Here is a 15,079-nt window from a genome sequence, read left to right on the forward strand (position 1 = left end):
CAAAGCTGAACAAAAAGTCCGGCGATAAGTGTTGTCATTAGGCCGCGATCAGTAACTCCTTGGCATTCGCCAGGGTTGACTCGGTGATTTGACTGCCACCAAGTAGGCGTGCGAGTTCTGCAATCCGTTGCTCGTGATCCAATTTGAGCATTTGCGTTTCAGTTTTGCCCGCTTTGGTTTGTTTGGCGACAAACAGTTGGTGATGGCCACATCCTGCTACTTGCGGTAAGTGGGTCACACACAGTACTTGGGTTGATTCGCCGAGCTTGCGCAGCATTTTGCCGACCACGGCGGCGGTGGGGCCGGAAATGCCAACATCGACCTCATCGAAAATTAGGCTTGGTGTTTCTACTTTTTGCGCGGTGATCACTTGAATGGCCAGTGACATGCGTGACAGTTCGCCACCGGAAGCGACTTTAGCGATCGCTTGTAGTGGTTGTCCTGGGTTGGTGGAGACTAAGAAGGTCACTGCGTCAAAACCTAAAGGTGAAGAGTGGGCATTATCTTGCTGCACTTCAATTTTGAATTGTGCTTGCTCCATACTCAATTCATGCATGCTACGACTAATCAACTTATCCAGCTCTTTTGCGTAGCGAGTGCGTGATTTATGCAGTTTATCTGCTGCGGTAATAAACGTTTGGTATAGTGTGTCGACTTCGCTGATCAGCGCCGCCATTTTTTCATCCGAACAATCGAGTACAGCAATTTGTTGCAGTAATGCTTGATGATGTTGATACAGCTCTTCTGGTAGCACATGATGTTTACGTGCTAGTGACATTACTTTGGAATAGCGCTCTTCGATATAGGCCATCTGTTCGGGATCAACTTCAATCCCATCCAAATAGTGGCGCAGTTCATGGTAGGTTTCTTCGAGTTGGATCTGCGCTTCTGCCAGCATAGCAGGTAGGCCACTGAGCTTGCTGTCCATATCGGCCAAATCGGTCAATGTTTGGCTCACGGTTTGCAATAAACTTAACGCATTGATTTCTTCACCTTCATTTAATAACTCAATCGCGCGTTGGCAATTGAGCGCTAGATCGCCACTGTTGGTAAGCCGTTTATGCTCTTGCTCTAGTTCAATAAATTCTTGTTCGCCAAGTGCTAACTCGTTGAGTTCTTTAATTTGGTATTCTAAAAGCTGTAATTGAGCTTGATTTTGCTGGCTGTTTTCGCGCAATTGTTTGAGTTGGTTGTTGGCCTGCCGCCAATTTTGGTAGGTGTGGCGCGTGGTTTTGAGTAAATCCGCATGGCCTGCGTATTGGTCGAGCATGGTGAGTTGGTATTCGGGCTTCATCAGTTGCTGATGTGCGTGCTGACCATGCACATTAATCAGCAATTGTCCGAGTGTTTTGAGCTGTGATAATGGCACCGGGCTGCCATTGATAAAGGCTTTTGAGCGGCCATCTTTGCTAATGATGCGGCGTAGAATGCACTCTTTGCCCTCTAATAATTCATTATCTTCTAGCCAGCGACTGGCAAGCAGGTTGTTATCGAGATGAAAAGCAGCACAGACTTCGGTTTTATCTTCACCTTGGCGCACCATGCTGGCTTCTGCGCGTCCTCCTAGGCATAAACCTAGCGCATCAATCGCAATCGATTTGCCTGCGCCGGTTTCACCGGTAATGGTGGTCATTCCTTTGGATAGTTCAAGTTGTAGCGATTTAACAATCGCGAAGTTATTGATACTCAAGTGAGCCAGCATGTTTGCACCTGTATGATTAACCAATACTGTATAAAGAAACAGTTTATACTGTTTCTTTATACAGTAAAGTCACGCAGGTGAATTTTTTTATTGATTGTTACGATCCTGTGAGCAATATCAAAACAGCTTACTTGACCAGCCGAGTTTAGTACGCAGCACATGGTAGTAGCTGTAGTCTTCAGGATGGATCAGTTTGAGTAGATTGGGACTTTGATAAATATGAATTTCATCGCCGGGAGAAACCGGAAGGGACACTTGCCCATCACAACTGACTTCTTGGATGCCGCGGTTTTCCGGTGACACCACCAGTTTAATTCGGCGATTGCCATCGACCACCAAAGGGCGGCAGGAAAGGGTATGGGGAAACATTGGCACCAGCGTGATGGCATTCAGGCTCGGCGAAAGGATCGGGCCACCACCGGAAAGTGAATAAGCGGTCGATCCGGTTGGCGTCGACACAATTAAACCATCGGAGCGCTGTGAGAAAGCGAAGTTATCATCAATGTAAACTTCAAATTCAATCATATGTGCGATTTTGCCCGGATGTAATACCGCTTCATTTAAGGCGGCATTATGGCTTTTGATTTGGCCATGGCGATGGATCTCCGCTTCTAACAAAAAGCGGGTTTCTTGCCAATAATGGCCATCAAGCACTTGCTGTAGGCGGCGTTGAAAATCTTCCGGATTGAGATCGGTTAAAAAGCCTAAATTACCGCGATTGACGCCAATCACGGCGATATCAAAACGGGATAATACCCGCGCAGCACCGAGCATGTTGCCATCACCACCGACCACGATAGCGAGATCCGCCTGCTGACCAAGCGCAATTAAGCTCGCAAAATGTTCTGCTGGCAAATCGGGCAAAATTTCCTGTAAACGATCATCAATCAACACGGTATAACCGAGCGCGGTCAGCCAGTGATAAATGTCTTTATGCGTTTGAATCGCTTGTTGATCACGCGGTTTGCCGATGATGGCCAGCACGTTGAATGGCTTTTTCATAAGGTTTCCAACCGATTTAGGCTTGAATCAGAATTCATCGTCCCCATAATAAGGGCAAGTTGTGCTTTTATGCGAATTTTTGTGCTAGGCAATCCGGGCTGAGACAATGCCTCCTAGCCAGTATCAAGTGAATTTTGGAGATATCATGAGCAACCAAGAGATCAAAAACCAAGACGAGCAACTGCCGCAAGATGCGCTTGCAACAGATGCAGAAGTAGTAGGCACTGATGCCGATATCGACTGGAATCCTGAAGAGATGGATGAGCAAGCAGCGAAAATCGCTCAATTAGAAGCGGCTTTGCTGGTAAGTGAAGAGCGAGTTAAAGAGCAGCAAGATCACGCTCTGCGTGCGCGTGCTGAAGTAGAAAACATGCGTCGCCGCAGCGAGCAAGAAGTGGATAAAGCGCGTAAATTCGCACTGAGCCGTTTTGCCGAAGAGTTGCTACCGGTTATTGATAACCTTGAGCGTGCGATTCAAGCGGCAGATGGTGCGGTTGAAGCGGTGAAACCGCTGCTGGAAGGGGTTGAGCTCACCCATAAAACGTTCGTTGATACCATCGCGAAGTTTGGCTTGAAAGAGATTAATCCGCACGGTGAAACGTTTAATCCAGAGTTCCATCAAGCGATGTCAATTCAAGAAAGTGCCGAGCATGACTCAAACACCGTGATGTTTGTGATGCAAAAAGGCTATGAACTAAATGGTCGCGTGGTGCGTCCTGCGATGGTTATGGTCGCGAAATAATACTCACCATGTGCGTGAACCAGCGGAGCCAGTGGCTTCGCTTTTTTTATGCCAATCACCAATTTATGCTGAAAAAGCCCATAAATCGGATTTTTTTTTTCATTTTTGCCCTTGAAATGGTGTTTGAAGACCTTATTTAAGGGACATACGAGAAGCAAACAAGCCCGTTTTGGTTTGTGAGTAGGGGTTGAAACCCCATTCTCCATCCCCATATAGGGGTTAGACAAATCGAACATAGAATTTTTTTGGAGATAGCCTGATGGGTAAGATCATTGGTATTGACTTAGGTACTACAAACTCATGTGTTGCGGTATTGGATGGCGATAAACCTCGCGTAATCGAAAACGCAGAGGGTGAGCGTACAACACCTTCGGTAATTGGTTATACAGATGGCGAAACGCTGGTAGGCCAACCTGCCAAACGTCAAGCGGTTACTAACCCACAAAATACGCTATTTGCTATCAAACGCCTGATTGGTCGTCGTTTTGAAGACGAAGAAGTGCAGCGCGATCTCAAAATTATGCCTTACAAAATCGTTAAGGCAGACAACGGTGATGCTTGGGTTGAAGCACGAGGCCAAAAAATGGCTGCGCCTCAAGTATCGGCTGAAATTTTGAAAAAAATGAAGAAAACTGCGGAAGATTTCCTCGGTGAACCAGTCACTGCAGCAGTTATCACCGTACCAGCTTACTTTAACGATGCGCAACGCCAAGCGACCAAAGACGCTGGCCGTATTGCGGGTCTGGAAGTGAAACGGATCATCAACGAACCAACGGCAGCAGCGCTGGCTTACGGTCTAGACAAGCAAGGCGGTGATCGCACTATCGCTGTGTATGACTTAGGTGGTGGTACATTCGATATCTCTATCATCGAAATCGATGAAGTTGAAGGTGAGAAAACTTTCGAAGTTCTGTCAACCAATGGTGATACTCACTTAGGTGGTGAAGACTTTGACAACCGCATGATCAACTATCTGGTTGACGAGTTCAAAAAAGAACAAGGCATCGACCTGCGTAACGATCCACTGGCAATGCAACGTCTGAAAGAAGCAGCAGAGAAAGCGAAGATCGAACTCTCTTCTGCACAACAAACCGATGTTAACCTGCCATACATCACCGCCGATGCAACCGGTCCTAAGCACATGAACATCAAAGTGACCCGTGCTAAATTGGAAGCGCTGGTTGAAGATCTGGTACAACGCTCACTGGATCCATTGAAAGTCGCACTGGCAGATGCTGGTCTATCTGTTAATGACATCAATGATGTGATCCTGGTTGGTGGTCAAACTCGTATGCCAATGGTTCAGAAGAAAGTTGCTGAATTCTTTGGTAAAGAGCCACGTAAAGATGTTAACCCTGATGAAGCGGTTGCCGTTGGTGCAGCAGTACAAGGCGGCGTTTTAGCCGGTGAAGTGAAAGACGTTCTGCTGTTAGACGTGACTCCACTCTCTCTAGGTATCGAAACCATGGGCGGTGTGATGACCAAACTCATCGAGAAAAACACCACCATCCCAACCAAAGCGAACCAAGTGTTCTCTACGGCGGAAGATAACCAAAGCGCAGTAACTATCCATGTACTGCAAGGTGAGCGTAAGCAAGCGACGTACAACAAATCGCTGGGTCAATTTAACCTAGAAGGCATTAATGCTGCGCCACGTGGCATGCCACAAATCGAAGTTATTTTTGACTTGGATGCGGATGGTATTCTGCACGTTTCAGCCAAAGATAAACAAACCGGCAAAGAGCAGAAGATCACTATCCAAGCTTCTGGTGGTCTGAGCGATGCTGAAATCGAAAAAATGGTTCAAGAAGCGGAAGCCAACAAAGAAGCGGACAAAATGTTCGAAGAGTTAGCGACTGCGCGTAACCAAGCTGACCAAATGATCCACGCAACGCGTAAGCAGATCACTGAAGCAGGTGAAGCTTTGCCTGCAGATGATAAAGCCAAGATTGAAGCGGCGATCGGTGAGCTGGAAACAGCGAAAAAAGGCGAAGACAAAGCAGAAATCGATGCCAAAGTACAAGCTTTGATGGCAGCGGCACAGAAGCTGATGGAAATTGCCCAACAACAAGCTCAAGCCCAAGGTGGCAACGCAGGTCAGTCTTCAGCGCAAGAAGATGACGTGGTTGACGCTGAGTTTGAAGAAGTGAACGACGATAAGAAATAATGACGTGCTTTCGCACCCTGAATGGGTGCGGATTCGCTGACTCTTATTGAACTTTATCGCGGGCGTTTGAGGCAACTCTTACGCCCGTCTGTTTAATGAGTGTCGCTACAGATAAAGGCATCAGATCTCCCTTATCTATATCGATACCCACCGAGCGGCGTAGCCGCTGACAGTAATAAATTGGTGACTGAGAACATGTCAAAACGTGATTTTTACGAAGTACTAGGCGTAGGCCGTGACGCCTCCGAGCGTGATATTAAAAAGGCCTATAAACGCCTTGCGATGAAATACCACCCGGACCGTAACTCGGGTGATGCCGGTGCGGCGGAAAAGTTTAAAGAAGTGAAGGAAGCGTATGAAATTCTGACCGATGGCCAGAAGAAAGCCGCTTATGATCAATATGGCCATGCGGCGTTTGAACAAGGCGCTGGTGGTTTTGGCGGCGGTGGCGCTGATTTTGGCGATATTTTTGGTGACGTCTTTGGCGATATCTTTGGGGGCGGTCGCCGTGGCGGCGGTCCAAGAGCACAGCGCGGCTCCGATCTGCGTTACAACATGGAATTGAGCCTCGAAGAAGCGGTGCGTGGCTGCTCGAAAGAGATTGAAGTGCCGACGTTAGTGCATTGTGATACTTGTGAAGGCTCTGGTGCGAAAAAAGGCACCTCGGCCCAAACTTGTGGAACTTGTCATGGCCATGGCCAAGTGCAAATGCGCCAAGGTTTCTTTGCGGTGCAGCAAACCTGTCCAACCTGTCATGGCAAAGGCAAGATCATTAAAGAGCCTTGTCATGTTTGCCACGGTCAAGGCCGCAAACAGAAGAGCAAGACTCTGAATGTGAAAATTCCGGCAGGGGTGGATACGGGCGATCGCATTCGTCTGGCGGGCGAAGGTGAAGCCGGAGAAATGGGTGCACCAGCCGGTGATTTGTACGTACAAGTGCATGTTAAAGAGCACCATATTTTTGAGCGTGATGGCAATAACTTGTACTGTGAAGTGCCGGTCAGCTTTGCGATGGCCGCGCTTGGTGGTGAGGTTGAAGTACCAACGCTCGATGGCCGTGTGAGCTTGAAAGTGCCGACTGAAACCCAAACTGGCCGCATGTTCCGTATGCGTGGCAAAGGGGTGAAAGGTGTTCGCTCGGCTGCGTTTGGTGATCTGATTGTTAAATTGGTGGTAGAAACCCCGGTTAACTTAAGTGCGCGCCAAAAAGAGCTGCTGAAAGAGTTTGAAGAGTCCTGTGGTGGCGAAGCAGCCACCAAACATAAACCGAAAGCCGAAGGCTTCTTTAATGGTGTGAAGAAGTTTTTTGATGACCTAACCAGTTAATCAAGATTCAATGAGTCACTATCGAAAAGGCCAGCTTGCTGGTCTTTTCTTATTTCCAGCATCCAATTGGTGATGTCACTCCTTTCTCATTCAACGTGAGAGAGGGGTAAGTGCTGCCGTCGCATTTATCACTATTTTGTCCTTTACTGGATTGTGGGGTTGCTGTAATCACATAGCTAGTGGCCGCTGTTTCGACCACAATATTGTAACGATCACTGTCTACGCTACAAAAGGAATTACATACATTTTGAGCATCAACGATGTCCGCAGCGGCATCCGTATAGCCATGGTTATATTTTTCTTCTAAATAGAGTTGAATCTTGGTCATATCGGTGAGCGCCTGCTTACGATGCCCCTCTTTAACGTAGTCGGTATAATCGGGATAAGCGATGCTCGCGAGTATTCCGACTATCACTACCGCGATCATTAATTCGATCAAGGTCATACCTTGTTGCCAGACTAACCTTGGCTTGCAGAAAAATTTTCGAATCATTTCCATTAGTTCTCTTTATCAAACAACGCCATTGTTGATAGCTGTTAGCATCTATGCAAGTTGATTCATCCTCTTCTCACAGCTTGCAAAGGATTTTGGGAAATGCATCGCGGCTTTACCTTACTTGAGCTACTGATCACCGTAGCCGTGCTTACCACACTGCTGCTGTTTGCAGCCCCCAATTTTTCGCAAATTAACCAACAGAGCAAAATGGTTAATTTAGCCAATGAGTTACAAGGTTTTTTGATCCAAGCGAAATCAGAAGCGGTATTGAGAAATCAAAATTTGTGGGTACACATGCAAGGCTTACCTTCTGCCACTGGTGATTGGGTATTACGCTTAGCCAGTGTGGAGGGCGTTGCTGATATTACCGAGCACAATACGTTGGCGGTATTGCAAGGCGCGCGCTATCGCAATGTGCTGGTATCCAGTACTGGTACCTTAACGAATCTCAAATTTGATCCGGTGATGGGCAATCCTCAAACTGCAGGCAGTATGGTACTTAAACAAACGGAATTGGATGCCAATCCGATTAAAGTGATTGTGCATAATCGGGCGGGACGTATCCGAGTCTGTGCGGACAATGAGGCAAAGTATGGCTTTGAAAAGTGCTAAATATCAAGGCAATAGCTTAATTGAATTTATGATTGCCGGATTAATTGGTGTGATCGCACTAGGCATCATCGGCGGTGTTTTTCTGGCTAACCAAAAAACGGCGGCCCGGCGTAGTCAGCAGATTATGCTGCAACAGCAAATGAGCAGTGTGATGCAGCAGATGAAAGAAGATATTCAGCGTGCGGGTTTTGCTGGCATTGAAACTTACTCGTTGATGTTATCTGGAGCGAGCTCGGTACTTTTCCATCAAGCGAATCAAATTGGCTATGTTTACCGATTAAGTTCAAGCTCGGTGAGCAATACCGTATATCGATTAAATAATCATATGTTGCAATATTGCCAAAATGAAACCCCGTTACCTCTAGATATTGCAAGCGTTGCGAGTGGATGTTTCGATCTTTTTATGCCGAGCCAAATTAAAGTGCTTCAATTTGATGTCAGCCATTCATTACTGCAAGGCGCTTCGGTGGATAGTGCTTTGCTTTCTATTACGATGGCGGCTGAATTAAAAAAAGACCCGACTATTTCGCATACCATTGGATTAACGATTCAGCAAAGGAATTGGCAATGAGAGCTAAATATCAACAAGGTATGACGACTTTACTGATTACCTCAATCTTGTTGTCGGCAGCGTTGGTGGTGACCTTAGGTTCCTATAAAAATTTATTTTTTCAAATTAAGCGCGCTCAGAATGAAGTGACGGCTCGCCAGCAACATTGGCAAGCAGAAGGTGGACTAGAATGTTTATTTACTTACGTTAAGCAAGATATATCAACCATTGAAAATCTTATTCCGATTGGTCATGGTCAGCTTAATCAGATCTGTAAAGATGCCTTAAATCTTAGTCAGTTAAATATTACTGATTTTGCTGACGGTCGCTATCAAATTAATGCTAAATCCCACAATGGTTGGACGCAATTGAGTAAAATCTTCACCATGCACAATAATAGCAGTAAAGGGGCGATTCAAACCACATCGAGGTTAACCACTTACGGTGATTTACAAGTCAATCCTGATGCTAAAGGTCCTCCTAATCAAGCGGGGGATTATGAGTGTGTGTCGATTACCTATAAATACAGCTACACCCTACAAGGCAGCCCTAGTGCTAAGTATCAAACCGAAGGTATCAAAGAAAATAGTTTATATGCGGGTTCTCCCGCTGGGAATTGTACGCAAAATACCACCACCAATGTGCATTTAACTGGCCATGCCTCTAAAACTAAAACGGATAATCCAGATGATTCCGATTATGAATTAAAAGATGATTTTGTACATGATGATAAAATTGATCCATTTGAATCATTTTTTGGCTATAAAAAAACACCAGAAAATACTTCCAAGTTAAAAGAATCATTTCCAGAACAGGGTCGAATAGAAACAACCGATCCAACGCAGTGTAAATCATTAATTGAGAATGCATTTAAAAATGTGGATCAGGTTTGGGTGACGGGTAATTGTGCCATACATGGTAATTTGGTGATGACGGGCAATGCTAAAAAATACACATTAGTTATTCAAGACGGTACGTTTATAAATACTGGTGCTACTACATTTGAAGGGGCTATTTTCCATTTAGTCGATAAAAATAAGCCCCAATTTTTGCCAGAAAATTTAGAAAATTATTGGAATAGTTTGTTTACGACGGAGACGGGAGCGCCGACCCATTTTACGGTTGGTAAACAGTATACCGATCTTCAGCAAACGGTTTATGTTGATGCTGGTGCCTTTAAGGCAACGGGGGGCTATGGGTTTGATGCTGATGGTCTTAAAGCCTCTATCGCAGGATCTATGACACTGTCATTTGATTCCAGTAAACGCCCCACCTCTAGCTTGAATAATATCCGCTGGCAACAAGGAAGTTGGTATGCGCAATAAGCAAGCTGGTTTTAACTTAATTGAAGTCATGATCTCTTTTGTGTTGATTGGCGTCGGTGCACTCGGACTAGTCAAACTGCAAGCCTATATTGAGCAGCGGGCCGATTATGCCCTGCACAGCGTCGCGGCATTAAATCTTGCCGAGCAGAAATTAGAGTGGTTTCGTACTCGTGGATCTTCTTCTGTCAGCGCTGCGCTGCCGAGCGCTGATTTTGCTAGTAGTATTGTTGCTGGGCAGGATAACTCGCATCCGCTTTATCATTTGTCTTGGTCGGTGCCTGCCGTAGCACTGGCGGGTGAGTTAAAAAGCATTGAGATTGAAGCGCGCTGGCAAGATCGGCATGGCACCGCTCAATCCGTGACGCTGCATACCATGATTTCACAACACAGCGAATTTGATTAACCCTCCATATTTACTCTATGTACCTTGTCGTGAGAGCTTAAATCGATCGCTGATGTTGAGATTTTTGCCACCTTAGTTTTGCACATTGGTTGCTAAAATGTATCTATTGTTTTATCTGTAATATTTGCTATCTGTGCCTTTATTTTTGCATTTTTGCATTTTTGCAAAATATGTCTCTAACTATGTAAAAAAATAACGAATCCTGTGCTTTAAGTTAGCGGTTTCTATACAATGTCGGACGAAAAATTACCGTTTCACGGTGACGAATTGATCTCCTGCATACGGAAACTTGAAACGGCAACAGAAGGTCGAATAAGTAGGACCTCACGCAGCAACATCACATTACGGAATTTACTATGAGTAACCACACTACCAACCAAGCGACATCCACTAAAGTGAGTGGCATGGATCGCTTTTTAAACTTTATTGAACGGGCGGGAAACAAAATCCCTGATCCGGCAATTCTTTTCTTTTGGGCTTTGATCATCATTTGGGTCTCTTCAGCGCTGCTGTCGAACCTGAGCTTTGATTTAATTAACCCACGTACCGCTCAAGCACTCGAAATCAAGAATTTACTGACCGGTGAATCTCTGGCGCACTTTCTCGCCAATATGGTGACTACCTTTACCAGTTTTGCGCCGCTTGGCATTGTATTAGTGGCGATGCTTGGGGTTGGTGTGGCGGACTCTTCTGGGTTTATTACCACTGGCTTGAAGAAAATGCTCAATGTTACACCGTTAAAACTGCTAACCCCGATGCTGATTTTGGTGGCGATTGTGTCGCATACGGCGGCAGATGCGGGTTATGTACTGGTTATTCCATTAGGTGGGATTATTTTCCATGCGGCGGGTCGTCATCCGTTGGCGGGGATTGCCGCAGCTTTTGCTGGGGTATCAGGCGGCTTCTCGGCGAACTTTATTCCATCTGGAATTGATCCTCTGCTGGCCGGTTTTACTCAAACTGCAGCGCAAGTGTTGGATCAGTCTTACCAAGTTAACCCATTGGCGAATATCTATTTCACGGGTCTTTCATCGATCATCATTGTCGCGATTGGTTGGTATGTCACCGATAAAGTGATTGAGCCACGTTTAGCGGCAACTAAAGTTGATGAAGATGCTGAATCCGCTCCGGATCTTGGCTCTTTTACGCCAATTGAATCCAAAGCATTCCGCTACGCAGGTTGGGCGATGGTTGCCGGTCTTGCGCTGTTGGTGGCTGCGGTATGGCCTGAAAATTCAGCTCTGCGTTCACCTGATGGTCAAATCACCGCGTTCAGTGCGCCGATTATGAAATCGATTGTGCCACTGATTTTTATCCTATTTATCATTCCTGGCATTGTTTACGGCCGTGTCGCCGGCACGTTTAAAAACAGCAATGATGTGATTAAAGCCATGTCTGGCACCATGTCGACCATGGGTGCTTATATTGTGATGTCATTTTTCTGTGCGCAGTTCCTTTCGGCATTTGGTCAATCGAACATTGGTACTATGCTCGCTCTGTATGGCGCGGAAGGCTTGAAAGCGATGAACTTGCCAGGTCAAGCGACGATTGTCGGGATGATTTTACTGACCGCAATGGTCAACCTGTTGGTGGGCTCTGCCTCGGCGAAATGGGCTCTGATTGGCCCGATCCTTGTGCCTATGTTGATGGCGGTTGGCATCTCTCCTGAGCTTTCTCAAGCAGCGTATCGCGTGGGCGATTCAGTATCTAACATCATTTCACCTTTGATGGTGTTCTTCCCACTGGTGGTGGTGTACTGCCAACGCTATGTGAAATCGACTGGTATTGGGACTCTGGCTTCGATCATGATGCCTTACTCGATTGCGATGCTGATTGGTTGGTCACTGTTCCTGCTTGCTTACTGGGCGGTTGGTATTCCTCTTGGTATCCAAGCGCCTTACACTTACACCATGTAAGCTACACCATGTAAGCTACAGCATGTAAGCGCGAAATATTCTCTAAGCCAAGCCCACTCAATCGAGTGGGCTTTTTGCTACACTGGCTTTCGTTTTGCCAGCAATCTCAGCTAGAATCAGCGTTTTCAATTCACGCCGGGGTAGGTTTGTGTCCGAGTCACTATTTTCTGCTCAAGATGAACAATTTATGCGTCGAGCTATCGCATTAGCCGAACATGCCGAGCAACAGGGTGAAGTCCCGGTTGGTGCAGTATTAGTGCGTGATGGTGAGATTATTGCAGAAGGTTGGAACGGTTCGATTACGCAGCATGATGCGACTGCACACGCTGAAATTGATGCGATCCGTAAAGCAGGAGTGGTGCTGAATAACTATCGACTGCTCGATACTACCTTATATGTCACGCTAGAGCCTTGCCCAATGTGTGCCGGAGCCTTATTGCATAGCCGAGTGAAACGGGTAGTGTATGGTGCACCGGATTTGAAAGCGGGAGCGGCGGGGACGGTGATGGATCTGTTTAGCAGCCAAGCGGCATACCATTATGCGACGGTTGAAAAGGGACTGTTGGAGTCAGAATGTCGCGCTCAGTTGCAAGCTTTTTTCCAACGTCGCCGTAAAGAGATCAAAAGCCAACGTCAGGCGAAAAGGTCATTGGATCTGTGAATCTTTGGCAAACATCGAGTGATGTTTGCCATACGAGCTATTAAGTTTCGAGCTATTAAGTTTTGAGAATATTACGTTTCGAGCATATTACGCTTCGATCAGTTGTACGAAAGCGCGGTGACGAGCCAGCAGTTTTTTCTTGCTGTTGGCTAACATACGGCGGCGGCGATTGGCCGATACGGTTTTGTTCAGGAGTTTTGTTTGACGTTTACGTCGCAACATAAAACACCCTCCTACTGCTTACTGAGATAAAAAACCAACCCCTTAGGGGATGGAACCTACAATCCGTGTGTACCCTTCCTACTTGAAGCTGCAATGGTGTTGGCTAGGTTCGTTCACTCCAATCACATAGTTGGTCTATGCTCATGAGGACTCACTTACCGCCTACCTGCAACTCCAAGTTGTTTGAGTGTATTATCACGCGTGAATGTTACTTATTTTTGACTATAGGTAATCAATCGCATTCACGCCTTGATTTAGCGATTTTCTTAGCAAAAAATCAACGAGCTATTTTTGCTTTTCATCAGCCGATGATAAATCGCGGTTACGATTATCGATGGATTCCGCTTCGAGTTTAACCACTTCTTCATCAAGTTCATCATTGCTGGTGTCTTGATTGAGTAAAGTTTCATCAAACTCAATGACTGCCAGATCTTCGATGCTTTCATCACCGACCGCGACTTGATGCTGTTCAAGATGGCCAATAATGCTTTGATAGTAACGTCGGATGTTTTCCACATAGCTACGCGCTTCTTCCCCCCGGGCATAGCCATAACGTGTTTGGGTGAAATATTTCTTCTGTTGTAATTGGGGGAGACGATCTTTGACGTCGACCCATGAATCAGGATCGCCATTTTGACTCTTGGTTAAACGCCGCGCATCCATCATATGGCCATAGCCGATATTGTAAGAGGCGAGTGCAAACCAAATTTTTTCATGTTCAGAAATCGAATCAGGCACGCGCACCATCATTCGCCGCAGATATTCAACCCCACCACGAATCGATTGTTCAGGATCGAGGCGATCGCTAACACCGACACTGCGTGCGGTGGGTAGGGTTAACATCATTAAGCCGCGCACCCCAGTTGGTGATTTTGCATACGGATTCCAGTGTGATTCTTGATACGCTAACGCTGCGACTAAGCGCCAATCAAACTCAGATGAGTATTGTTGGAATATCGCCATCCATCTCGGTAATCGGCTGTCAAGGGCACGAATAAAGGCTCGCGTATCGACATAATCAAAGGCACCGACATGGCCGATGTATTTTTCTTCCAATGAAGCAAGATAACCAGACTGTTTTAAATTACCAAAAAACTCAATCATCAAAGCATACAGACTTTCATCATCCGACCGACGTAAAAACCATGAGATAGGTTGATCTTCGGTCAGCTCAAATGCCGCGGCTAAATCAGGGTAGACTCGCTGTGACAGCGACACTTCGACCGAATCAGCCATGGTAAACAGTAATTCACCTTGTGATACTTTTTTCAGCAGATCATTCACATCGGAATTGGTATCAACATCAAATTGAAACTCTGGGTGCAGTTGCTGCTTGGCTTGCAAGGTGTATTCAAAATGTGAGTCATCCACCACGCTGAAAAAATCCAATTCAAGATTATCTTTGCGTAATGTTTGTTGGCGTTCGACCAACTGTCTGAAGTCGCGAGGTCGCCATGCGCCTTTTTTATAGACCACCTGCTGCGACACATAGTAATAGGCGGGACCAGCCCGAAAATCTTTTAATCTTTGCTCGGTTTGGCTTAATCCAGCGGCAATAATATCCACTTCTCCATTTTTCAGCGCCGGAAACAGGCTAGCAAGGCGATAGGCTGGCTTCATTTCCAGTTTTACCCCCAGCTCTTTAGCAAATTCGCGAGCTAACTCGTAATCCAATCCGGTTGGGCCATCGGGACCAATGTAGTAGGAGAGCGGATTATTCAGTGTGCCGACCCGTAATACCCCGCGCTCACGGATTTTTTCTAGCTCGCTTTTCGGCTCAGAATCAATTTGGCAGCCGAGCAGCACTAGGCTCAATAAGCCTAGCCAGAGTACGCGAATGGGCAGTTTATAGGCAAAAGGAGTCATCAATTTGGGTTTTCTCTCATCAAGACAGATGCCTTTATATCAAAGGCGCTGGTTTTGGCAAAGTCCTCACTGAATAGCCTGTCATTTAG

General features: G+C 46.2%; 14 protein-coding genes. 9 read left to right on the forward strand and 5 right to left on the reverse strand.

Annotated features, from left to right (window positions below; all coding sequences use genetic code 11):
• Positions 1 to 37: 37 nt before the first annotated feature.
• Together recN and nadK are read right to left on the reverse strand one after the other, a co-directional pair.
• On the reverse strand, positions 38 to 1,702 hold the full coding sequence (gene recN / locus G7083_RS09430; RefSeq protein WP_166014528.1) for a DNA repair protein RecN: 1,665 nt from the start codon (positions 1,700 to 1,702) through the stop codon (positions 38 to 40).
• A 117-nt stretch (positions 1,703 to 1,819) separates the two neighbouring features.
• The gene (gene nadK / locus G7083_RS09435) at positions 1,820 to 2,704 is read right to left on the reverse strand and encodes an NAD(+) kinase (RefSeq protein ID WP_166014529.1); all 885 of its coding nucleotides are present in this window, start codon (positions 2,702 to 2,704) and stop codon (positions 1,820 to 1,822) included.
• A gap of 145 nt (positions 2,705 to 2,849) precedes the next feature.
• On the opposite strand from nadK, the gene grpE reads away from it, so the two are divergent.
• The 3 genes from grpE (at position 2,850) to dnaJ (ending at position 6,939) form a co-directional block, all read left to right on the forward strand.
• Entirely contained in the window at positions 2,850 to 3,446 is a 597-nt protein-coding gene (gene grpE / locus G7083_RS09440; RefSeq protein ID WP_166014530.1) for a nucleotide exchange factor GrpE, read from the forward strand.
• 259 nt (positions 3,447 to 3,705) lie between these two features.
• Positions 3,706 to 5,613 (forward strand): molecular chaperone DnaK, encoded by a 1,908-nt coding sequence (gene dnaK, locus G7083_RS09445; RefSeq protein ID WP_166014531.1) that lies wholly within the window; start codon positions 3,706 to 3,708, stop codon positions 5,611 to 5,613.
• A gap of 195 nt (positions 5,614 to 5,808) precedes the next feature.
• Positions 5,809 to 6,939, forward strand: coding sequence for a molecular chaperone DnaJ (dnaJ, locus tag G7083_RS09450; protein WP_166014532.1), 1,131 nt, complete (start codon positions 5,809 to 5,811; stop codon positions 6,937 to 6,939).
• A 49-nt stretch (positions 6,940 to 6,988) separates the two neighbouring features.
• Here dnaJ and G7083_RS09455 read toward each other — a convergent pair whose 3' ends face one another.
• Positions 6,989 to 7,438, reverse strand: coding sequence for a type IV pilin protein (locus G7083_RS09455; protein WP_166014533.1), 450 nt, complete (start codon positions 7,436 to 7,438; stop codon positions 6,989 to 6,991).
• A gap of 96 nt (positions 7,439 to 7,534) precedes the next feature.
• Between G7083_RS09455 and G7083_RS09460 the strand changes: the two genes are divergently transcribed.
• From G7083_RS09460 to tadA, 6 genes are all read left to right on the forward strand, one after another.
• Complete coding sequence (locus G7083_RS09460; RefSeq protein ID WP_166014534.1) at positions 7,535 to 8,047, forward strand: Tfp pilus assembly protein FimT/FimU; 513 nt, start codon at positions 7,535 to 7,537, stop codon at positions 8,045 to 8,047.
• Complete coding sequence (locus tag G7083_RS09465; protein WP_166014535.1) at positions 8,028 to 8,618, forward strand: pilus assembly protein PilW; 591 nt, start codon at positions 8,028 to 8,030, stop codon at positions 8,616 to 8,618. Before G7083_RS09460 ends, G7083_RS09465 begins: the two co-directional genes overlap by 20 nt.
• The gene (locus G7083_RS09470) at positions 8,615 to 9,922 is read left to right on the forward strand and encodes a hypothetical protein (protein ID WP_166014536.1); all 1,308 of its coding nucleotides are present in this window, start codon (positions 8,615 to 8,617) and stop codon (positions 9,920 to 9,922) included. The genes G7083_RS09465 and G7083_RS09470 overlap by 4 nt, the downstream gene beginning before the upstream one ends.
• Positions 9,912 to 10,325, forward strand: a complete 414-nt coding sequence (locus G7083_RS09475) for a prepilin-type N-terminal cleavage/methylation domain-containing protein (RefSeq protein WP_166014537.1) — start codon at positions 9,912 to 9,914, stop codon at positions 10,323 to 10,325. The genes G7083_RS09470 and G7083_RS09475 overlap by 11 nt, the downstream gene beginning before the upstream one ends.
• A gap of 356 nt (positions 10,326 to 10,681) precedes the next feature.
• The gene (locus G7083_RS09480) at positions 10,682 to 12,241 is read left to right on the forward strand and encodes an AbgT family transporter (protein ID WP_166014538.1); all 1,560 of its coding nucleotides are present in this window, start codon (positions 10,682 to 10,684) and stop codon (positions 12,239 to 12,241) included.
• Positions 12,242 to 12,389: 148 nt separating this feature from the next.
• A complete protein-coding gene (gene tadA, locus G7083_RS09485) occupies positions 12,390 to 12,902 on the forward strand; it encodes a tRNA adenosine(34) deaminase TadA (protein WP_166014539.1) in 513 nt (170 codons plus the stop codon).
• An 87-nt stretch (positions 12,903 to 12,989) separates the two neighbouring features.
• Here the strand turns inward: tadA and G7083_RS15325 are convergent, their stop codons facing one another.
• Together G7083_RS15325 and mltF are read right to left on the reverse strand one after the other, a co-directional pair.
• A complete protein-coding gene (locus G7083_RS15325) occupies positions 12,990 to 13,124 on the reverse strand; it encodes a hypothetical protein (RefSeq protein WP_274723536.1) in 135 nt (44 codons plus the stop codon).
• A gap of 285 nt (positions 13,125 to 13,409) precedes the next feature.
• A complete protein-coding gene (gene mltF, locus G7083_RS09490) occupies positions 13,410 to 14,990 on the reverse strand; it encodes a membrane-bound lytic murein transglycosylase MltF (RefSeq protein ID WP_166015034.1) in 1,581 nt (526 codons plus the stop codon).
• Positions 14,991 to 15,079: the final 89 nt, after the last annotated feature.

Source organism: Vibrio sp. HDW18 (genome assembly GCF_011306175.1).
Lineage (GTDB): Bacteria > Pseudomonadota > Gammaproteobacteria > Enterobacterales > Vibrionaceae > Vibrio > Vibrio chanodichtyis.